The sequence below is a fragment of the Sphingosinicella xenopeptidilytica genome (genome assembly GCF_042676985.1).
In the GTDB taxonomy this organism is placed as follows: Bacteria; Pseudomonadota; Alphaproteobacteria; order Sphingomonadales; family Sphingomonadaceae; genus Sphingosinicella; species Sphingosinicella xenopeptidilytica.
The window spans coordinates 274419-295926 of the sequence record NZ_JBHTIK010000015.1 but is presented as its reverse complement, the minus strand read 5'-3'; the positions used below and the strand labels follow the sequence as shown (position 1 = coordinate 295926).

At 65.3% G+C, this 21508-nt stretch carries 20 protein-coding genes; 18 read left to right on the top strand and 2 right to left on the bottom strand.

Features of this window, described 5'->3' with window-relative positions; genetic code table 11:
- Positions 1-53: 53 nt before the first annotated feature.
- On the top strand, positions 54-1016 hold the full coding sequence (locus tag ACFQ00_RS18155) for a zinc-binding dehydrogenase (RefSeq protein WP_381494254.1): 963 nt from the start codon (positions 54-56) through the stop codon (positions 1014-1016).
- Here the strand turns inward: ACFQ00_RS18155 and ACFQ00_RS18150 are convergent.
- Positions 1003-1395, bottom strand: a complete 393-nt coding sequence (locus ACFQ00_RS18150) for an OsmC family protein (protein WP_381495263.1) — start codon at positions 1393-1395, stop codon at positions 1003-1005. The genes ACFQ00_RS18155 and ACFQ00_RS18150 overlap by 14 nt on opposite strands.
- Before the next feature lie 70 nt (positions 1396-1465).
- Positions 1466-2326, bottom strand: coding sequence for a pirin family protein (locus tag ACFQ00_RS18145; protein ID WP_381494252.1), 861 nt, complete (start codon positions 2324-2326; stop codon positions 1466-1468).
- Positions 2327-2481: 155 nt separating this feature from the next.
- On the opposite strand from ACFQ00_RS18145, the gene ACFQ00_RS18140 reads away from it, so the two are divergent.
- From ACFQ00_RS18140 to ACFQ00_RS18060, 17 genes are all read left to right on the top strand, one after another.
- Positions 2482-3033: a TIGR00645 family protein gene (locus ACFQ00_RS18140; RefSeq protein WP_381494249.1), complete on the top strand. Its 552-nt coding sequence runs from the start codon at positions 2482-2484 to the stop codon at positions 3031-3033.
- Positions 3034-3164: 131 nt separating this feature from the next.
- Positions 3165-3875 carry a TetR/AcrR family transcriptional regulator gene (locus ACFQ00_RS18135; RefSeq protein ID WP_381494246.1) on the top strand — a complete coding sequence of 237 codons (711 nt, stop codon included), beginning with the start codon at positions 3165-3167 and terminating at the stop codon, positions 3873-3875.
- Positions 3876-3878: 3 nt separating this feature from the next.
- Entirely contained in the window at positions 3879-5498 is a 1620-nt protein-coding gene (locus tag ACFQ00_RS18130; protein ID WP_381494243.1) for an acyl-CoA carboxylase subunit beta, read from the top strand.
- A complete protein-coding gene (locus ACFQ00_RS18125; RefSeq protein ID WP_381494241.1) occupies positions 5495-6283 on the top strand; it encodes an enoyl-CoA hydratase/isomerase family protein in 789 nt (262 codons plus the stop codon). Before ACFQ00_RS18130 ends, ACFQ00_RS18125 begins: the two co-directional genes overlap by 4 nt.
- Complete coding sequence (locus tag ACFQ00_RS18120; protein WP_381494236.1) at positions 6283-8232, top strand: acetyl/propionyl/methylcrotonyl-CoA carboxylase subunit alpha; 1950 nt, start codon at positions 6283-6285, stop codon at positions 8230-8232. Before ACFQ00_RS18125 ends, ACFQ00_RS18120 begins: the two co-directional genes overlap by 1 nt.
- On the top strand, positions 8229-10016 hold the full coding sequence (locus tag ACFQ00_RS18115; protein ID WP_381494233.1) for an acyclic terpene utilization AtuA family protein: 1788 nt from the start codon (positions 8229-8231) through the stop codon (positions 10014-10016). The genes ACFQ00_RS18120 and ACFQ00_RS18115 overlap by 4 nt, the downstream gene beginning before the upstream one ends.
- A 164-nt stretch (positions 10017-10180) precedes the next feature.
- Positions 10181-11692, top strand: a complete 1512-nt coding sequence (locus tag ACFQ00_RS18110) for an acyl-CoA synthetase (protein WP_381494230.1) — start codon at positions 10181-10183, stop codon at positions 11690-11692.
- Positions 11686-12330: a glutathione S-transferase family protein gene (locus tag ACFQ00_RS18105; RefSeq protein ID WP_381494227.1), complete on the top strand. Its 645-nt coding sequence runs from the start codon at positions 11686-11688 to the stop codon at positions 12328-12330. The genes ACFQ00_RS18110 and ACFQ00_RS18105 overlap by 7 nt, the downstream gene beginning before the upstream one ends.
- A 12-nt stretch (positions 12331-12342) precedes the next feature.
- Positions 12343-13512 (top strand): amine dehydrogenase large subunit, encoded by a 1170-nt coding sequence (locus ACFQ00_RS18100; protein ID WP_381494224.1) that lies wholly within the window; start codon positions 12343-12345, stop codon positions 13510-13512.
- Positions 13509-14021 (top strand): MauE/DoxX family redox-associated membrane protein, encoded by a 513-nt coding sequence (locus ACFQ00_RS18095; protein WP_381494221.1) that lies wholly within the window; start codon positions 13509-13511, stop codon positions 14019-14021. Before ACFQ00_RS18100 ends, ACFQ00_RS18095 begins: the two co-directional genes overlap by 4 nt.
- Positions 14018-14620: a redoxin family protein gene (locus ACFQ00_RS18090; protein WP_381494218.1), complete on the top strand. Its 603-nt coding sequence runs from the start codon at positions 14018-14020 to the stop codon at positions 14618-14620. The genes ACFQ00_RS18095 and ACFQ00_RS18090 overlap by 4 nt, the downstream gene beginning before the upstream one ends.
- 2 nt (positions 14621-14622) lie before the next feature.
- A complete protein-coding gene (locus tag ACFQ00_RS18085; RefSeq protein ID WP_381494214.1) occupies positions 14623-15177 on the top strand; it encodes a methylamine dehydrogenase light chain in 555 nt (184 codons plus the stop codon).
- A complete protein-coding gene (locus tag ACFQ00_RS18080; RefSeq protein WP_381494210.1) occupies positions 15174-15605 on the top strand; it encodes a c-type cytochrome in 432 nt (143 codons plus the stop codon). The genes ACFQ00_RS18085 and ACFQ00_RS18080 overlap by 4 nt, the downstream gene beginning before the upstream one ends.
- Complete coding sequence (locus ACFQ00_RS18075) at positions 15602-16060, top strand: c-type cytochrome (RefSeq protein ID WP_381494205.1); 459 nt, start codon at positions 15602-15604, stop codon at positions 16058-16060. Before ACFQ00_RS18080 ends, ACFQ00_RS18075 begins: the two co-directional genes overlap by 4 nt.
- Entirely contained in the window at positions 16057-18243 is a 2187-nt protein-coding gene (locus ACFQ00_RS18070; RefSeq protein WP_381494202.1) for a TonB-dependent receptor, read from the top strand. Before ACFQ00_RS18075 ends, ACFQ00_RS18070 begins: the two co-directional genes overlap by 4 nt.
- A 16-nt stretch (positions 18244-18259) precedes the next feature.
- Entirely contained in the window at positions 18260-19675 is a 1416-nt protein-coding gene (locus tag ACFQ00_RS18065; RefSeq protein ID WP_381494198.1) for an aldehyde dehydrogenase family protein, read from the top strand.
- Positions 19676-19869: 194 nt separating this feature from the next.
- Positions 19870-21504: an FAD-binding protein gene (locus ACFQ00_RS18060; protein ID WP_381494195.1), complete on the top strand. Its 1635-nt coding sequence runs from the start codon at positions 19870-19872 to the stop codon at positions 21502-21504.
- The last annotated feature ends 4 nt before the right edge of the window (positions 21505-21508 follow it).

Below are 21508 nucleotides of genomic sequence, written 5' to 3'. Positions count from 1 at the left end.
CCCCCGCGCCGCCATCCGAGGCAAGCCGTTAAAAGTCGAAGGGAAGGGGCGCGATGAAGGCGTGGGTCTGCCACCATCTGAGCGAGGATCGCTCGGGGCTGCGTTTCGAGACTGCATGGCCGGATGCGCCGCTCCCTGCGGCGGGCGAGGTCCGCGTCGTGCTGACGGCAGCGGCGCTCAACTTCCCGGACCTCCTGATGCTGTCGGGCGCATACCAGTTCAAACCAGAGCTTCCTTTCGTGCCGGGCGTCGAAGGCGTGGGCATCGTGACCGATACGGGTGCGGGAGTGGATCCGGCGCTGGTGGGGCGCCGTGTCGTTGTCGGCGCGCGCTCGGGGTGTCTTGCCGAAGCGGTCACGCTCGGCGTGGAAAGCGTGCGCCTCGCACCCATTGGGTGCTCGGATGCGGAAGCGGCGTCCTACGCGGTCGGTGCGCTCACCGCATGGGTCGGGCTCGTGGAGCGCGGTCGGCTGATGCAAGGGGAAACGCTGCTGGTCACGGGCGCGGCGGGCGGCATGGGTCTCGCTGCGGTCGCGATGGGCAAGGCACTCGGCGCGCATGTGATCGCCGCTGCGTCAGATGAACGGAAATGCGCCGCCGCAAGTGCGGCGGGTGCCTATGAAACGCTCGTTATCGATCGCACCGCACCCGACTTTTCCGCGCTGAAGGACCGCGTCGATGTCGTCTTCGACCCAGTCGGCGGCGCACTGTTCGCACCCGCCGCGCAGACGCTGCGCTGGAACGGCCGCTACCTGCTGATCGGTTTCGCAGGCGGTATTCCGGAGCCTTTCGCGCTCCTCAACGGCATCGAAATCATTGGCGTCCGTGCCGGAGAGTTCAGCCGCCGCGACCCCGCAGGTGGATCACGTGCCCGAACGGCGATAGACGCACTGTTTGCCTCGTCTCACTACCGCCCCGTCATCGGCTTAGAGGCGCCGCTGGAACGCGCCGACGAAGCCTTCGCGGCAATGGCGGCAGGCACCCTCATCGGCAAGGTCGTACTCAGGATCCGCTAAGCGTCGTTTCGACCGCCACGCCGTTCTTGATGGCAAGCGTCACCGGCGTACGCTCGGCGATGTCCGCCAGCCGCGCGCGCTGCTCGTCCGTGAGATTGCCGGAGAGCGTCAGCACACGCTCGATCCGCGCGGTCTCGCCATCCTTCAAATGCCGCATCGCAACCTCGGCGCTTTCGAGCGGCCAGTCCTTGCGCTTCGCATACATCCGGAGCGTGATCGCCGTGCACGAACCGAGCGCGGCAAGTAGCAGCTGGAACGGCGCCGGCCCAGCATCCCTACCGCCGATCTTCTCGGGTTCGTCGGATACAAGCGTGTGATGCCCGGCACGGACATCGACCTTGTAGTCGTCCATGCCGATATTCGCGGTCACGCGTGCAATGGTGATTTCGGCCATGTCGCCTCCTCAACAGGAAAAGGGAGGCAGGCGGTGTGCGCCTGCCTCCCTTCCACTATGCCGCAGCCATCCGGCCGAAGCGACCGCTGTTGAAGTCGTCGATGGCGGTGCGGATTTCCGTCTCGCTGTTCATCACGAACGGGCCGTAGCCGACGATCGGTTCATCGATCGGTTCGCCGGTGAGCACGAGCAGCGTGGTTTCGGCCTCCGCCTTGAACCGCGCCGAGGTTCCCGCCCGGCTCAGTTCGAGCACCTCGGCACTTCCCGCATCCTCGCCGTTCACCAGCACCCGGCCCGACAGCACCACGACGAGTGTCGTGTGGCCTTCGGGCAGTTCGAGCGAGACGTCGGCGCCATCAGCCAAGCGGACGTCCCAGACATTCACCGGGGTAAACGTCCGCGCCGGGCCGGTCTTGCCGCCGAGCGTGCCTGCGATGATCCGTGCCTTGCCGCCGTCGAGGTCGACGACCGGAATGTCCGCGTCCACGATCGACTGGTAACCGGCTCCCGCCATCTTGTCCTTGGCGGGCAGGTTCACCCACAGCTGGACCATGCGAAACGGCCCGCCTGCGCGCGTGAAGCCCTTCGAGTGGAACTCCTCATGGAGGACGCCGCCGGCCGCCGTCATCCACTGCACGTCGCCGGGACCGATGATGCCGCCGTTCCCGGCGGAATCCCTGTGCTCCACCTCACCGTCATAGACGATGGTGACGGTTTCAAAGCCGCGGTGCGGGTGCGTGCCCACCCCGCGCGGGGTTTCGGCAGGCTCGAACACATGCGGTCCGGCATAGTCGAGCAGCAGGAACGGGCTGATCGCGCTGCCCTGCGCATGATAGGAGATCAGCGAGCGCACCGGAAAGCCGTCGCCCACCCAGTGGCGCTGTTCGTTGGTGTAGCGCGTTGTGATCGTCTTCATCTTCGTGCTCCTGTGTGCCGAGGGGCAAACCCGCCGCCTTCGTGTACCCATGTAGGAACGCAGGGTGGGAGGGGGAGGGGTCGCGCCTGCAACCCGGCGTTTCCCGCAGCGGAACGGCCTTGGAGAATCGCCCTCGTATTTGATACGCCGCAACCATGTCCGATTCCGATTCCGGCGCGCCGTCGCCGCTCCGCCCGCTTCCACTCCTCATTTTCAGCTCGCGCTGGCTGCAGCTGCCGCTCTACCTGGGTCTCATCGCCGCGCAGGGCGTCTATGTGCTCCTGTTCCTGAAGGAGCTTTACCACCTCGTCATGCACAGCTGGGAGTTCACCGAGCAGCAGATCATGCTGCTCGTTCTCGGCCTCATCGATGTGGTGATGATCTCGAACCTGCTCGTGATGGTCATCGTCGGCGGCTACGAGACGTTCGTGTCGCGCCTTGGCCTCAAAGGCCACCCGGACCAGCCGGAATGGCTGAGCCACGTGAACGCGGGCGTGCTGAAGGTGAAGCTGGCGATGGCGATTATCGGCATCTCGTCGATCCATTTGCTCAGGACGTTCATCGAGGCGAGCAACATCGGCCTGCCCACCGCGCGCATCACCGCAGAGGGTGTGCTGTGGCAGACGATCATCCATACCGTGTTCATTCTCTCGGCCATTGGCATTGCGTATGTCGACCGAATGACGCAACAGAAACACCAAAGCTGATCGCCACCCATCCCATATCGGGGCTCTAGCGGGCCTTCACCTCATCAGCATATCTGCCTTCCGATAGCGGCTTGAAGGCATTCCCAACCAATGTTAGGAAGTCATCCTCATTTACTGTCGGGATGGCGAAGATGGCGAAGGCTGCTCAGGAAAAAACCGGAGGGCCGGCGTGGCGTAGACGAAAGGCTTTCAGGGAGCCGGAAATCCTGGAAGCCGCGCGCGCGCTCGTTGAAGAGCGCGGACTGCGTGGGACGTCGATGGCTGATATCGCGGAAAAGGCCGGCATTTCAGAGGCGACAGTCTACAAGTATTTTCCCAATCGCCGTGACCTGATGGCACGGGTGGTTTCGGATTGGATGACGCCCAACCTTAAAAGGATGGCGCGGGACACGGCGCGGATCGAGGGGACGGCGGAGCGGATCAAGCTTCTGATCCTCATCAATTTTCGAGACATGGCCGAAAATCCCGGAATGCACGAGCTGATCTATCGCGAGCTGCACTGGGAAGATTATTATGGGTCCGCGGTGCATAGTCTTAATCAGAGATATGCCCGTCTTGTCGATTCGATCCTTACGGACGGGCAGCGCATCGGTGACGTGCGCCCTGACGCTGTCATTGAATATGTCCGGGACATGTTTTTCGGTGCCATTCAACATGTCGGTGAGCGCACACTTCTAAATAAGCGGCCCTTAAATATTGAAGCGGCGGTCGAAGCGATCGCAAGGCAGTTGTTTGCAGGCATAGGGATTGGCGGCGCATCGTCTGCCGGCGCCTTGTCGGAGGTCACGCGAAGGCTGGAGAACGTCGCCGCCACCTTGGCAAGCGTCGCCGAAAAGCGCTGAGCCATGCCGCCATTTGAAACCGCTTTCATCGCGAACAGCGATGCGTGCCGCGTGAACAGCGCGGCCAATCTGGCACTCATCGCCCAATTCCGCGGGCTTGAAGACAAGGTGCGTCACACCTCGGAGCGTTCGGCGGAAAAATTCCATAAGCGTGGTCAACTTCTGCCGCGCGAACGCGTTGCCCTACTTCTGGATCGCGATTCACCCTTCCTCGAACTTTCAACGCTCGCCGGGCTCGGCTGTCATGAGGACGATGGCGAGGAGAATGTCTATGGCGGCGGCCTCGTGATCGGCATCGGCTTCGTGTCGGGTGTCCGTGTGATGGTGATCGCATCGGACGCCGGCATCAAGGGCGGATCCAGCCATCCCTACGGTGTCGACAAGCAGATCCGCGCGCAGCAGATCGCGCTCGAGAACAAGCTGCCGCTTCTCAACCTTGTGGAAAGTGCCGGCGCAAACCTGATGTTGCAGGCGGAGATGTTCGTGCGCGGCGGCACGACGTTCGCCAATCTCGCCCGGCTTTCGGCAGCGGGGATTCCCGTGATTTCCGTAGTGCACGGCTCGTCGACGGCGGGCGGCGCCTACCAGACCGGGCTTGCCGATTATGTCGTGTTGGTGCGGGGGCGATCCAAGGTGTTCCTTGCCGGGCCGCCGCTCCTGAAGGCGGCGACGGGCGAGATCGCTGACGATGAGACACTGGGCGGCGCCCGGCTGCACTTCGAGACGACGGGCCTTGGTGAATATCTCGCGGCAGATGACGCGGAGGCACTTTGCACGGCGCGCGAGATCGTCGCCAAGCTCGGCTGGAACAGTCGGCTTCCTGCAGTGCGTGAACGCTCTACGCCCGCGCCGCGCTACCCGACGGAGGAAATCCTGGGCCTCGTTCCGACGGATTACCGCAAGCCGTATGACGTGCGCGAATTGATCGCCCGGATCGCAGATGACAGCGACTGGTTGGATTTCAAGCCCGCATACGGCCCGCATACGGTGTGTGGTCATGCCGCGATCATGGGCCATGCTGTCGGGATCATCGGCAACAACGGTCCGATCGACGCGAATGGCGCCACCAAGGCGGCGCAGTTCATCCAGCTCTGCTGCCAGTCGGGAACGCCGATCCTATTCCTTCAGAACACCACCGGCTTCATGGTGGGTGTTGAGGCGGAGGCCGCCGGTATTGTCAAGCACGGTTCCAAGATGATCCAGGCGGTCACCAATGCTTCGGTGCCGAAGATCACGATTCAGATCGGCGGCAGTTTCGGTGCTGGGCACTACGGCATGTGCGGCCGTGCCTTCGATCCGCGTTTCATTTTCGCCTGGCCGAACAATCGCGTTGCCGTGATGGGCGGCGAGCAGGCCGCGAAGGTGCTCGCCATTGTTTCGGAAGAAGGCGCGCGGGCGCGGGGACAGGAGCCCGATATGGAGCGTATCGCGCAGGCGGGTGCCAAGGTGGTCGCCGCATACGACCGCGCATCGACTGCGCTGTTCGCGACTGCGCGTTTGTGGGACGACGGACTGATCGACCCGCGCGATACGCGCCGCGTGGTCGGATTCTGCCTCGATACCGTCGCGGAGGCGGATTTCCGGACGCTGCGTCCCAATAGTTTTGGGGTGGCGCGGCTGTGACTGATGGGGGGAGGCCGCTCAGTGTCGAGCGGCGCGGCGGCATCATCACCGCGACGATCGATGATCCGGAAACCCGCAACGCGATGAGCGATGCCTTGTTGGCGGCGCTTGGATATCTGTTCGATACCGTGGCCGGCGACCGCACGTTGAAGGCGCTGCTCGTTCACGGCGCGGGCGGGCGCTTCTGCGCGGGTGCGCAATTGAAATCCGATGTACTTGCCGCCGGTCATGATGCGATCGCGGCGCTTTCTAAGCGCGGTGCTGAAGTCTACCGCAGGCTTGCTGCACTTCCGCTTGCCGTGGTCGCAGTTGTCGATGGTCCTGCTTTCGGCGGCGGCTTCGGTCTCGCCTGCTGTGCCGATATTGTGCTGTGCGGGCCGCGCGCGCGCTTTGCGCTCTCGGAGACGACGCTCGGGCTGGTACCGGCGCAGATCGCCCCATTCGTGGTTTCCCGCATCGGGCTTCCGGCGGCGCGGCGTCTCGCACTCGGCGGGACAGTAATCGGGGCTGACGAGGCGCTCGCTATCGGGCTTGCGGATGCCGCTGCCGCGGATGAGGCGGAACTTGCCGAGCTTACCGCGAAGGTGCTCGCCAGCATCGATCGCTGCGGTCCCCACGCGAACGCCGCTACCAAAGCTCTGTTGCTGTCGCTGGAGGCCATTCCCGAGGGTTTCGTTGACCGTGCGGCCGATGTGTTTGCCGCTGCCGTGTGCGGCGAGGAAGGCCGCGAAGGCGTGCAGGCGTTCCGGGAAAAGCGCAATCCACGCTGGGTAGAGGGCTTGTGATGCCGGAATTCTCGAAGATACTCGTGGCAAACCGGGGCGAGATCGCCTGCCGCGTGATACGAGGCGCGCGCGGGCGCGGATACCGCACGGTTGCGGTTTACAGTGCCGCCGACAGCGATGCGCTTCATGTCGAAGAGGCCGACGAGGCCATTCTCATCGGTCCCGCCCCTGCGGCGCAGTCCTACCTCGATATTGAGCGCATCCTCGAAGCCGCGCGGTGCACGGGTGCCGATGCAATCCATCCCGGGTACGGTTTCCTCTCTGAGCGCGCGGCCTTCGCGGAGGCCTGCGCGCGTGCGGGCATCGTCTTTATCGGACCCGATCCCGAAGCGATCCGCGTGATGGGGGATAAGGCTGAATCAAAGCGGCGCATGATCGCGGCGGGTGTGCCGTGCATTCCCGGCTATCAGGGCGAGGATCAGTCCGACGCCACGTTCATCGCCGAAGCGGGCCGGATCGGCTACCCGGTGATGGTGAAGGCGTCTGCGGGCGGCGGCGGCCGTGGGATGCGGATCGTGACCGCGTCGGAGGGGCTTGCGGATGCGCTGCGGGCTGCGCGCGCGGAGGCGGGCACGGCGTTTGGTGACGATAGGCTGCTGCTTGAGCGCGCCGTCATCGAGCCGCGCCACGTCGAGATCCAGGTGTTCGGTGACCGGCATGGCAATATCGTTCATCTCGGCGAACGCGATTGTTCGATCCAGCGGCGGCACCAGAAGGTCGTGGAGGAAGCGCCTTCGCCTGCCGTTGATCCGGCGCTGCGTGCCCGTATGGGCGCGGCGGCGGTGCAGGCGGCGGCTTCCATCGGCTATGTCGGCGCGGGCACGGTGGAGTTCCTGCTGGCGGCGGATGGGGCTTTCTACTTCCTCGAAATGAACACCCGTCTCCAGGTTGAGCACCCGGTTACCGAACTTGTCACCGGGCTCGATTTGGTGGGGCTTCAGCTCGATGTCGCGGCGGGAAAGCCACTGCCGTTCGGGCAGCACGACGTGGCGCTTCGCGGCCACGCAATCGAAGTGCGGCTGTGCGCGGAAGATCCGGCAAGCGCCTTCCTGCCGCAGACCGGGCCGGTTCATTTGTGGAGCCCGGCCGAGGGAGAGGGTGTGCGCATTGACCATGGGATTCGTGCCGGCACCGATGTGTCGCCGCACTACGATTCCATGATCGCGAAGATCATCGCGTGGGGTGCGGATCGCGAAGAGGCGCGGCGGCGGTTGAAGCGGGCGGTGGAGGATACTGCGATCCTTGGCGTTCCCACCAACAAGGCGTTCCTTGCGGAGATCCTCGGCTCAGGAGAATTCGCGGCGGGCGAGGCGACCACCGGGTTTGTGGCGCGCCACTATCCGTCGGGTTCGGCTGATGCCGCAACGCCACCCGAGTGGGTGCCGGTACTGGCGGCGGCGCTGCACTCTGTGCGTGGCGGTGCGGGGTGGCGGTCGAACGGGTGGATGGCGGCGACGGTCGCGCTTTCGGGCGCGCATGGGGCGGGCCGGTTCTCGGTGCGGCGGGATGGCGAGGCCCTGCTGGTTTCGGGGGAGGCTGGGGAGACCCGGCTGGAGATCATCGCGCAAGACGAAGACAGCGTTCGCTTCGATATCGCGGGGCATCGGCGGTTGGCGCGCTATGCTTTCGAGGGGGCTACGCTGTGGATTGCGGCGGCGGGGGGGACTTGGGCGTTTGCCGATACGACCCATACGGTGCGTCGGGCGGCGGACGAGGGGGCAGGCGGATCGGTTCGGGCGCCGATGAACGGTGTCGTGACGATGATCGACGCGGTGGAGGGTGAGCGCGTGAAGCGCGGGCAGCGGATTGCCGTGCTCGAAGCGATGAAGATGGAACACCAGATCCTGGCGCCGATGGACGGCGTGGTGGAGACCATCAGCGCACACGTGGGCAAACAGGTCGCGACACGGGACATTCTGGCGATCGTGCGCGACGGAGCGGTGGCGTGATCCGCGTTGCCGGGGCCAGCGGCTTCTGGGGCGACAGCGCCATCGCCGTGCCCCAGCTTCTCGCCGAGACGATCGACTATCTGACGTTCGACTATCTCGCCGAAATCACCATGTCGATCCTAGCGCGGGCGCGGGCGAAGGACCCGGACGCGGGCTACGCCGCCGACTTCGTGACGCTCATCGGCCGCCATCTCGAAACCATCGCCGCGCGGGGTATCAAGGTGCTGGCGAACGCGGGCGGCGTGAACCCCGCCGCCTGCGCCCGCGCGCTGGAAGCGCGGATCGTGGAGGCAGGGCTTTCGCTGAAGGTCGCTGTGGTGACGGGCGACGACCTGATCACCGACGCTGACGCCTTGCGCGCGGCGGGTATCACTGAGATGACGACGGGCGCGGCGATGCCGGATGCGCTGCTGAGCCTCAACGCCTACCTCGGCGCCACGCCGATCGCGGCGGCACTCGGCGCGGGCGCCGATATCGTGGTGACGGGCCGCTGCGTCGACAGCGCGCTGGCGCTTGGCGCGTGCATCCACGCCTTCGGCTGGAAGACGGACGATTTCGACCGGCTGAGTGCCGGGTCGCTGGCCGGGCACATCATCGAATGCGGCGCGCAGGCGACGGGCGGCATCCACACCGACTGGGAAGAGACCGGCGACTGGGCGAACATCGGCTATCCGATCGTGGAAATCGCCGAGGACGGCAGTTTCACCGTGACCAAGCCCGCCGGTACGGGCGGGCTCGTGTCCGTGGGCACTGTGGCCGAACAACTCGTCTACGAGATCGGCGATCCGCGCGCCTACCTGCTGCCCGACGTGCGCTGCGACTGGAGCGAGGTGACGATCCGCCAGACCGGCAGCGACCGCGTCGCGGTGGAGGGCGCCCGGGGCGGGCCGCCCACCGGCAGCTACAAGGCGAGTGCGACGTGGCAGGACGGCTTCCGCGTCGGCGCCTATTACATGATCGGCGGCATCGATGCCGTGCGAAAGGCGGAGCGGGTCGCGGACGCCGTGTTGCGGCGGACCGAAGCAATGCTGAAGGCGGCGGGACTGCCGCCCTACAGCCGTACCAGCGTGGAAATCATCGGCTCTGAAACCAGCTACGGCGCGGCGAGCCGGGCACGCGGCGCACGCGAAGTGATGCTGAAACTCGCCGCGTGCCATCCGCAACCGAAGGCGCTGGAATTGCTGGTGCGCGAGTTCACCTCCGCCGGAACATCGATGGCGCCGGGCTTTACCGGCATGGGCGGCAATCGGCCCAAGGTGACCCCGGTTGTCCGGCTGTTTTCCTGCCTGATTCCAAAAGGCCGGATTCAGCCCGAAATCGGTATCGGCGGCGTGCAACATTCCGTTCCGGGTGCCACGGTGGGCGAAGACATTGCCGCGCCGGCACCCGTGACACCGTGCGATGCGCTGCCTGCCGGTGCGACGGAAACCGTGCCGCTCATCGCACTCGCCTTCGCACGAAGCGGGGACAAGGGGAACAATGCGAATATCGGTGTGATCGCGCGGCATCCCGACTATCTGCCGTTCATCCGCGCCGCGCTGACGCCCCAGACCGTCGCAGCGCATTTCGCGCATTATCTGCAGGGGCCAGATAGAGAGGGGCAGGTGGAGCGCTTCGATCTGACGGGCGTACACGGCCTCAATTTCCTGCTCCATGATGTTCTCGACGGCGGCGGCATCGCCTCGCTGCGAAACGATCCGCAGGGCAAAGCCTACGCGCAGATCCTGCTCGACGTGCTGGTTCCGGTGACCCCGGCCGTGGCCGAGGCCGTCTCCTCAAAATAATAAGTGAGCCACTTCTATTTATTTGCACACTGAACGCGATTCAGTGTTGCAGGTGGCCTGCGTCTGTGACATCCACGCTATCGATATTAGTGAGGTCGCCTTAAAAGATTCGTCGACGAAAAACGAAGCAAGGAGCGGCTTTCTGTATCGACGGGGAGAAGAAGGTGAGTGCTCCTTATTACGACTGGATCGCGCACCACGCCGTCAACCGGCCTGAGAAAGTCGCCCTCATCGACTTGCACGCCGGGCTGCGGCTTGACTATCGCGCACTGGAAGATCGCGTCGCGCGGTTCACGGGCCTTCTTGCCGATCGTGGCGTTGGGCGCGGCGACCGCGTTGCCATTCTGGCGCAAAGCTGCGCCGAGGTTTTCGAGTTGCAGTTCGCGTGCGGTCGGCTCGGCGCCATCTTCGTGCCGCTCAACTGGCGGCTGACGCAGCCCGAGCTGGAATTCGTGATCGGCAACGCCGATCCGGCCCTGCTGCTTTATGGCGAGGACTTCGCCGAGACGGTGGAAGGCCTCGCGATCGAGGGCTGCGCCAAGCTTGCGCTCGATGCTGATTTTGCCAAAGCGCGTGCAGCGGCCCGGCCGCGCGCGCCGGAGCCAGTGATGCTGGATGATGTTTCCACCATCATCTACACCTCCGGCACCACGGGGCGCCCCAAGGGTGCGCTCATCACCCATGGCATGACGTTCTGGAATATCGTCAACCTCAGCGGCCCGGCGCTTCTGAACGGCGATATGGTGATGCTGACGGTGCTGCCGCTGTTCCACACCGCCGGGCTCAACTGTTATGCCAATCCCGCCTTCCATGCGGGCGGAACCGTGCTGCTGGCGCGGGGTTTCGATCCGGGCGCGACGCTGCGGATGATGAGCGACCGCAGCATCGGCATCACGCATTTCCTTGGCGTACCGAGCCACTATCAGTTCATGGCGCAGCACCCGGATTTCGCCGCCGCCGATCTTTCCGGGCTCGTGCGCGCGGGCTGCGGCGGCGCGCCGATCCCGCTCAGCCTGCTGAAGCAGTGGGAGGAGAAGGGCGTGCCGCTGCTGCAGGGCTTCGGCATGACCGAAACCAGCCCTTCGGTCCTGAGCCTGGATCATGCCGACGCAGCATCCCGCATCGGCTCCGTGGGGCGCCCGTTGCAACACCTCGAAGCCCGTATCGTCGATGAGGACGGTCACGATTGCGCGGACGACGAGGCGGGCGAACTTTGGGTGCGCGGCCCGGTGGTGACGCCCGGCTACTGGCGCAACCCGGAAGCGTCCGCGAGCGCGTTTCGTGACGGCTGGTTCCGCACCGGCGACATCGCGCGGCGGAATGCGGAGGGCTATCACTACATCGTCGATCGTCGCACCGACATGTTCATTTCCGGCGGCGAAAACGTCTATCCGGCGGAGGTGGAGAACGTTCTCCACCAGATTGAGGCCGTTCGCGAGGCGGCCGTGATCGGGGTGCCCGACGCGCGCTGGGGCGAAAGCGGCCGCGCCATCGTGGTGGTGAAGCCGGACCACGCACTGAAGGCCGACGCGGTTCTCGACCACTGCCGGGCCCGGCTCGCCAAATACAAACTGCCTCGCGACATCGTGTTCGCGGAGGCGCTGCCGCGCAACGCAACGGGCAAGGTTCTGAAGGCCGAGCTGCGGGCGCGCTATAGCGGAGCCCTCCCGTGCTGAAACTCTATCACTGCGCGGATGCGCGCTCCTTCCGGCCGCTGTGGACGCTGGAGGAAATCGGCCTTTCCTACGAACTCGTCGTGATGCCGTTTCCGCCGCGCATGAGCGTGCCCGAATTTCTCGATGTGAATCCGCTAGGCACGGTGCCCGCGCTGATCGACGGCGAGACGCGGATGACCGAGTCCGCCGCGATGTGCGAGTATCTCGCCGTACGCTACGGCCATGGTGAGCTTGCCGTCGATCCCGCCGATCCGGCCTATGGCGCGTTCCTGAACGCGCTGCATTTCGGCGAAGCGACGCTGACCTTCCCGCAGACGCTCGTGCTCCGCTATGGCCGCTTCGAGCCGGAAGCCCGGCGGCAGCCGCAGGTGGTGGCGGATTATTCGCAGTGGTTCCTGAGCCGCCTTCGCGGTGTCGAGGCGATCGTTGCCGATGCGCCGTTCATCTGCGCGGGCCGCTTCACGGTTGCCGACATCTCGATCGGCTACGCGATCATGCTCGCGGAAATCATCGGCCTCGGCGACGCCTTGCCGCCCGCCACACACGCTTACTGGAAACGAATTTCGGCGCGCCCCGGCTTTGCGCGCGCAAAGGCGGCGCAGGCGGGCGAGGCCGCCATTCCGCAGCCGCAGGACTGAAGGAGACAGGCAGTGTTCAGATATGGACAGGTGATGGCCGCAGTGGCGCTCGCGGTTTGCGCGGCACCGGCTTTAGCGACGGAATTTCCCAATCCGCTGCCCGAGGAAGCCGTCTCCTCGGTGCTCGCGCTGCCGGAGCACTATCCGCAGAGCTGGATGATCGTGCATGGCTTCAACTACCAGAGCATGGTGGATGGGCGGGGCGGGATCATCGATCTTGCCGCCGACGACCACAATCTGAAGGGCACGGTAACGATCGGGCATTTCGGCAATATCGCCGTGTCCTCCACGCGCCCCGAAATCTACACCAGCGATACCTATTACAGCCGGCTTTCGCGCGGAACGCGCACCGATGTGATCACCATCTGGGACAAGGCTTCGCTGCGGCCCACAGGCGAGATCGAACTTTCGAAGCGCGGCCAGTTCCTGACCAACAAGAACAGCTTTCAACTGACCAACAACGAGCGTTGGGCGCTGGTGTTCAACTTCACGCCGGCGTCTTCGGTCACGGTCGTCGATCTGGTGGGCCGCAGGGTGCTGAGCGAGATCGACGTGCCGGGGTGTTCGATGGTTTATCCGACGGGCGAGCGCGGCTTTTCGACGCTCTGCACCGACGGCACGATCGTCAGCTTCGTGCTGGCGGCCGATGGCACGGCGGCTTCAACGAAGGTGAGCAAGCCGGTCAACGCGCTCGACACCGACCCCATGAAGATGATGCCGGCGATGATCGGCAGGACGGCGTGGTTTGTCACGTACAACGGCAAGCTGAGGGCGTTCGATCTTTCAGGCGCGGCGGCGCGCGACGCGGGCGGCTTCGCCATCGACACCAAGGGTGTGGAGGGTGCCGCGCCCGAATGGCGCCCAAGCGGCTGGCAGCTTATTACCGCCGACGCGGCGGGGCGGCTTTATGTGTTGATGACGCCGAACGGGCACGACGGCGGCCACGACGACCCCGGCACCGAAGTGTGGGTGATCGACCCCGCGACGAAGAAGCGCGTGCAGCGCATCGTTTTGGAAACGCCCGCGCCTTCGATCGAGGTGACGCGGCAGAGCGCGCCGCTGCTCGCGGCGGCGCGACCGGAAGGGTTTATCGACGTTTATGATGTCGCCACGGGCAAGCTGCTGCGCAGCCTGGGCGGCAATATCGTGCCCAATCCGCTGACCATGACGGCGCTGCCATGACGGAGATATTTTCCCCCGTCGTCGCGGTGTTTCTCGCCGGCGTGCTGGCGATGGCGGCCGCGCAGAAGCTGATGCAGCGACGGCGCATGGCGCGCGCCGCGGCGAAGCTTTCCGGCACGACCCCGCCGGTCGGCGATGTCGTCAGTCTGTCGGCAGCGGTTATCGAGGCGCTGGCCGCTGCGGCGCTGCTGTCGGAAAATGGGCGCATGGCGGGGGCGCTGGCCGCCGCGGCGCTCTGGCTCGTCTACACGGCGGCGCTGTTTGCGGCGCGGATACGCGGCGCGGCGCCGTTCGATTGCGGGTGCACGCTTCGCGTGCAGGCCGCGACGGTCGATGTGGCCGCGATCGCACGGCCATTTCTGCTCGCGGCGCTTGCGCTTGGAACCGCCGCCTTGCCCGCCGCGCGCATCGACGTGGCCGCGGTGTTCGCGGCGCTTGCCTTTCTTGCCCTTCTCTTCGCGGCGGGCGAACTCGCCGCGCTGCCTTCGCCCCAACGGAGCCGGTCATGACTGAAATGCTGTTCGCTTCCCAGATCCTGCTGTGGGTTGCGGTGATCGCGCTTGGCGTGCTCGTCGCAGCGCTGGCGCGGCAGGTGGGTGTTCTCCACGAACGGATCGCGCCCGCAGGCGCGCTAACGCTGCACCAGAAGGTAAGCGTAGGCGATGCGGTGCCCGCGATGCAGCTTGCCACGATCGACGGCCGCAATGTGCGCGTGGGCGGCAGGCGGGAGGGGCGCTCGCAGCTCGTGTTCTTCGTGGCGCCCGATTGCCCCGTGTGCAAATCGCTGCTGCCCGTTCTGAAATCCGTCGCAAGCGCGGAATCGCAATGGCTCGACACGGTGCTCGCCAGCGACGGTGATGAACTGGCGCAGCACCACATGGTGGCAGCGTTCGGGCTGGAGGCGTTTCCCTTCGTGCTTTCGGAATCGCTGGGGCGGGGCCTCGGCGTTTCGAAGCTGCCTTACGGCGTGCTCATCGACGAGGCCGGCCGCATCGCGTCGCTCGGGCTCATCAATTCGCGCGAACATCTCGAAAGCCTGTTCGAAGCCAAGGAGCGCGGCGTCGCCTCGATCCAGGATTATCTCACACGCCGCGACCGGGAGGCATGACCATGGGACCGCTCGACAAGCTGACCGAAAAATTCACGCGCGGCGTTGCAAGGAGCACCTCGCGCCGCAGCCTGCTGACGATGATCGGCGGCGCGATTTCAGGTGCGGCGGTGATCCCCGTGCTGCCGGTCTCTCGCGCGCTCGCATCGACGCCGGAGATGGGGCCGAACGGGCTGCCGCAGCAGCATTCGGGGAACCTGCAGGACCCGGGCGACAACACGAGCTGCGACTACTGGCGCTACTGCGCGATCGACGGGTTCCTGTGTTCGTGCTGTGGCGGCACGGTGAATTCCTGCCCGCCCGGCACGGAGATGTCGCCGATCACGTGGATCGGCACCTGCCTCAATCCGGCGGACAATCGGTCGTACATCATCAGCTACAACGACTGCTGCGGGAAGACCTCGTGCGGGCGCTGCCCGTGCACGCGGAACGAACGCGACAAGCCCACGGCGCGCGCACAGGAAAGCAACGACATCAACTGGTGCATCGGCACGGAGAGCAGCATCTTCCACTGCTCCACCGCGATCATCCTCGGCGTGGCGATCGACCAGAAATGATCCGCACCGCGTTCATTATCGCCGCGCTGTTTGCCGCGCCTGCTGCTGCCGCTGACGGCCCGGCGCTCTACAAGCGCTGCGCCGCGTGTCACCTGCCGACCGGCGCGGGCGTGCCGGGCGCGTATCCGCCACTGAAAGCGGACGTGCGCGCGCTTGCCGGTAAAGCGGAGGGGCGGCGGTACCTGATCCTTGCGGTGACGCGCGGGCTCGCCGGGCCGATCACCGTGGAGGGCAAGGCCTATCGCGGCGTGATGCCCGCGCAGGTGCTGAAGGATGACGAGGTTGCGGCGGTGCTGAACCATGTCGTCACCACGGTCGCGGGCGGGAAAGGGGCCTTCACCGCCGATGAAGTCGCGGCGGTGCGCGCGGAGGGCGGGAAATTGAGCGCGTCTGCGGTTGCGGCGCTTCACGACGCTGCCGCGCGATGATCGCGCGCGCGCTTCTTGCCGCGGGCCTGATCGGGGGACTGACGGCGGCGGGCGTTGCCGCTGTCGGCGTGGAGAACGCGGCGCGGGCGCGGTCGAACTACATGCTGAAATGCCAGGGGTGCCACCGCCCCGATGGCGGTGAGACGGTGGGTTCGACACCGGCGCTGAAGGACTTCATGAGCAAATTCCTGAGCGTGGAGGGCGGGCGCGAATATCTGGTTCGCGTGCCGGGCGTGGCGCTGTCTCCGCTCAGCGACAAGGAACTCGCCGAACTGCTCAACTGGTCGCTCGCGACCTTTGATCCGGCGAACATGCCTGCCGATTTCAAACCCTACACGGCGGCCGAAATGGCCGCTTTGCGCAAGAGGCCGCTGCGGACCGACGCCGCCGCGGCGCGTGCAGTCGTGGTCGCGCGCATGAACGAACAACAGGGACAGGGAGGAAACAAACAATGATCAATGCACAGGGGAAGACCCGCATCGCTCTCGGCGCGGTCATGCTACTTTCCGGAACAACACTGGCGCGGGCGCAGGACTATCAGGCGGAGGATATCGTCATCACCGCCGCCAAGCGTTCGGAAAGCCTGCAGACGGTGCCGATCTCGGTGTCCGCGATCGGCGGCGATGCGCTCGCCGAGCGGAAGATCACGCGGGCGGACGATCTCGTTTCCGTCGTGCCGAACCTGCAGCTGTCGTCGATCGTTGGAAGCAACACGCCGATCTTCTCGCTGCGCGGCGTTTCGATGTTCGATTACAGCCTCAACCAGTCGAGCCCGGTCGCGACCTATTACGACGAGGTCTACAAGGGCAATTTCGCGTTCCTCGGCGTCGCCATGTACGACCTTGAGCGCGTTGAGGTGCTGCGCGGGCCGCAGGGCACACTTTACGGCAAGAACACCTCGGGCGGCGCGGTGAACCTGATCAGCCGTGCACCGAAGCTCGGCGAGACCGAAGGCAATCTCAACTTCGGCTACGGCAACTACAACCGCTTCGATGCGAGCGGCGCCATCAACCTGCCGATGTCGGACGTGCTTGCCGCGCGCGTCGCCTTCACGGTGTCGCGCGCCGATGGCTGGTTCAAGAACCAGACGCCCGGCCAGCCCGACATGAACGGTGTGCGCGAATACGGCATCCGGGGGTCGCTGCTGTTCGCGCCTTCGGACAGCGCGCGCTTCGTGCTGCGCGCGTCCACGAGCCTGCAGAACCCCACCAACTATGGCATCTATGCGCAGCCCGCAGACTTGCACCGCGCCGGTCTTAGCAAGCGCGAGATCGAATCCAACATCGGCGACATCCGCCGCCACGCACGCACCTGGTCGGTCTCGCTGAACGGCACGGTCGATGTCGCGGACGGCCTCGCGCTCACCAGCGTGACCTCGTGGGACAAGGGCAACCTCCGCTTCAAGGAGGATACCGACGGCACCGCCGAACGCTTCGTCGAAATCACCTACACCGACCGCGCCACGCAGTTCGCGCAGGACCTGCGCCTGACGAGCGAATTCGCCGGGCCGTTCAATTTCATTCTCGGCGGCTATTACAACCGCGAGAAGGTGTTCAACAGCAACAGCCCCGAATACCTGCTCGGCTTCGATTTCGATGGCGAGCCGGGGCTGGACGAAGGCGACTGCTTAGCCGGGTTCATCCTCGGCTGTGGATTTACGAACAGCTTCGATCAGTTGAAGAAAAGCTACGCCATCTACACCGACATGAGCTTCGAGATTTCAGACGTCGTGAAGCTGCGCGGCGGCCTGCGCTACACGCACGACAAGGGGCGGCAGGATTATCACGGCTCCTATGCCTATGCGGCGAACGGCGGCTTCGTGACCGACGTCGTGCCCGCGCTGTCGCAGGCGTACAGCAAGAACAATCTTTCGGGGAAGATCGGCGTCGATTTCCAGATCGGCGACCAGCTCCTCTACGCGAACTACAGCCGGGGCTACCGCGCCAACAGCTTCAACGCGCAGGCGTTTTTCGATCCTTCGGAGCTGACCGTGGCGAAGCCCGAGAAGATCAACGCCTACGAGATCGGTGCAAAGACACGTTTCGCGGACCGCCGCGCGACGCTGAACGTCGCGGCGTTCTACTACGACTACCGCAACCAGCAGTATGTGAACGTCGATCCGCTGATCGGCACGCAGGTTCTCGTCAACCTGCCCAAATCCCGCATTCTGGGCGGCGAGGCGGAGTTCACCATGGCCGTATCCGAAGCGCTGACGCTGAACAGCGCGCTCGGCATCATCGATGCGAAGGTTCGCAAGGGCATCGTGGGCGGTGTCGATGTGGGCGGCAACCGCTTGCCGAACGCACCGAAGCTGACGCTCTCCGGTGGTTTTGACGCAACGCTGCACGAGGGTGACATAGGCCGGATCGGGCTGCGCGGCGATGTGAGCTACGTATCCGGCCAGTATTTCGAGGTGATGAACGTGTCGCGGCTTCGCCAGGGCGGCTATGCGCTGCTGAGCGGCAGCCTGAACTGGACGTCCGCCGATGAACGCTGGACGGCGGCGCTGTGGGCAAAGAACCTTACCAACGAATTCTATTTCACCTCCCGCGTCGATCTGCTCGCGGGCTTCGGTTACGATTACAATCACGTCAGCACGCCGCGCACTTATGGCGCGACCGTCGGTGTCCGCTTCTAAAACAGGGAGGGAACCGATGGATTTCGATGCCGCCTATACGATGACCATCAACGGCGCCGCTGTCGCAGGCGAAGCTCGCTTTCCGGTGCTGAATCCGGCGACGGAAGCCGTGCTCGGCGCGGCACCCGATTGCACGCGCGCGGAACTCGACACAGCGGTGGCGGCGGCGCGCGCGGCGTTTCCGGGATGGGCGGCAACGCCTGTCGCAGAGCGGCGCGCGGCCATCCTGGCGCTCTCGGCGGCGATCGCCGCACATCAGGACGCACTCAGCCGTCTGTTGACGCGCGAACAGGGCAAGCCGCAGGCCGAGGCGATGGCCGAAGTGCAGGGCGCGGCGTGGTTCCTTGCAGGTTTCACCGATATCGATCTGCCCGTAGATGTCGTCGAGGATGCGGGCCGCCGCTTTGAAACGCACCACGTACCGATCGGCGTCGTCGGCGCCATCTCGCCGTGGAACTTCCCGGTGATGCTGGCGATGTTCAAGATCGGCCCGGCGCTGATCGCAGGCAACACCATGGTGCTGAAACCCTCGCCGTTCGCACCGCTCGCCGCGCTGAAGATCGGAGAGATCGCGCGCGATATCCTGCCGCCGGGCGTGCTGAACGTGGTTTCCGGCGGCGACGATCTCGGCCCGTGGCTCACCGCGCATCCCGGCATCGATAAATTGAGCTTCACTGGCTCCAGCGCCACCGGACGCCGCGTGATGGAAAGCGCCGCGCACAGCCTGAAGCGCGTGACGCTGGAACTCGGCGGCAACGATGCGGCGATCGTGCTGCCCGATGTGGACGTGCAGGTGGTCGCGGAAAAGCTGTTCTGGTCGGCGTTCGCCAACAACGGCCAGATCTGCGTGGCGACGAAGCGCATGTACATTCACAAGGACATCTACGAGCCGCTGAAGGCCGCGATCGTCGAATATGCGAAGGGTGTGAAGGTCGGCGACGGATCGGAGCAGGGCACGGGCATCGGCCCCATCAACAACAAGCAGCAATACGACCGTGTGATCGCGCTGATCGAAGATGCGAAGGCGAACGGCTACGATTTCCTGATGGGCGGCGACACCGCCCGGACAGAGGGCTATTTCATACCGATCACCATCCTCGACAATCCGCCGGAGACTTCCCGGATCGTGCGCGAGGAACAGTTCGGCCCGGTGCTGCCGCTGTTGCGGTTCGACGATATCGACGAGGCCGTCGCGCGCGCGAACGAAAGCGAATACGGGCTGGCGGGATCGGTGTGGTCGGGCAACGAGGCGGCCGCCGTGGCGGTCGCGAACCGGCTTGGCACGGGAACCGTCTGGATCAACGACCTTCAGGCCCTTTCGCCGCGCGCCGCGTTCGGCGGGCATCGCCAATCCGGGCTGGGCATCGAAGGCAGCGTTCACGGCCTCCTCGAATACACGCTGCCGCGCACCGTGGTGACCACGCTGGCATAGGCATTTTCCCCGGATTGCGATCGGTTCAGGCCGTTGCAGCCTGAACTGATCCAAAAGGCTTCAACTCACGCTGAATGGATAAATCAGTCTCGAGAACTTCTGGCGTCGGCCTTCAGATTGCTTAGATATCGATGGTTGTTATCTAACATCGAGTGATTTAATCTCCTCCGCAAAGAGCAATGCGGGGAGGGTGCATGACACCGATCACAGTCAACAAGGCTGAGGACGTGGACTGGGACGCCGAGACGGACGTGGTCGTCGTCGGGTTCGGCGGGGCCGGGGCCTCGGCGGCGCTGCAGGCCCGCGAAAGCGGCGCCGATGTGCTGCTGATCGATCGCTTCGGCGGCGGCGGCACCACGGCCTACAGCGGCGGCGTGATCTACGCGGGCGGCACGCGCTTTCAGCGTGAGGCGGGCTTTGAAGACAGCGCGGAGAAGATGCTCGCCTATCTCGAGATCGAGGTGGGCGATGCGGTGCGCCCGGAAACGCTGCGGCGCTTTTGCGAAGGCAGTGCGGCGGATGTCGACTGGCTGATCGGGCACGGTGTGCGCTATTCGGGCGATGCCTATCTCGACAAGATCACATATCCGCCGGAGGGCAAGTATCTCTATTATTCGGGGAACGAGAAGTCGCCCGAGTTTGCCGAAAAGGCCGAGCCGATCCCGCGCGGACACCGCGCCGTGGGCCCTGGCTTCGGCGGCGCGCACTATATCGCGGCGCTGCGGGAGGCGCTGGGGCGGGAAGGCGTTGGGGTGATGGTGCACACGCGCGTGCAGGCGCTTGTGGTTTCGGGCGGGCGTGTCGTCGGGGTCGAGGCGATCAGCCTCCCGCCCGAAAAACACGCCGAGCATCAGGCGCTGTGCGCCTCGGCGAGTCCCTACGTGCCGCACAATCACGGCAAGGCGGCGCGCGCATACAAGGCGATGGCGGCGCTGGAGGCACAGTTCGGGCGCAAGGTCCGCGTTCGGGCGCGCGGCGGGGTCATCCTCAGCACGGGCGGCTTCGCCTTCAGCCAAGACATGATGGCCAGACACGACCCGGATTTCGCACGCTTCTACGATGTCAGCCACCGGCTCTCCGCAATGGGCAGCGACGGTTCCGGTATCGCGATGGGCGTTTCGGTGGGCGGTGCGACGGGCTGGATGGATTCGATCTACATCGCGCGCAACATCTCGCCGCCCGAAGCGCTGCTGGAGGGCATACTCGTCAACAAGGCGGGTGAACGGTTTGTGCCCGAAGACGCCTATGTCAGCCTGATCGGCGGCAAGCTTGCGCGGCAGCCGGACGGGAAGGCGTGGCTCGTCGTTTCGGCACGCGAATTCCGCAAGTCGATCGTGGAATCGCTGACCTGCGGCTGGCAGCGGTTCAAGTATTTCGGCGTGCCGATGCTGATCAACTACGTGCTCGGCGGCACGCGGCGGGGCGGGGATGCGGCGGCGCTCGCGCGCAAGACAGGAATGGATGCGGCGGGGCTTGCAGCGACGATCGCTGCGCATGATGCCGATATCGCCGCCGGGCGGCCCGATGCGGTGGGCAAGACCGAGGTGCTGCGCACGCCGCTGGGATCCGGCCCCTACTATGCGGTCAACATGTCGATGGATAATCGCCATGCGCTCACCAAGTTCATGACGCTCGGCGGGCTCAAGGTGGATGAGGACACGGGCGCGGTGCTGCGCGAAGACGGTGCGGCGATCGGCGGGCTCTATGCGGCGGGGATGACCGCCGTGGGTCTCCATTCGAACGGCTACATCAGCGGTCTGTCACTCGCGGACGGGGTGTTCTCGGGCCGCCGGGCGGCGCGTGCGGCGGCGAAAGCGGTCGCCGCCTGAGGGG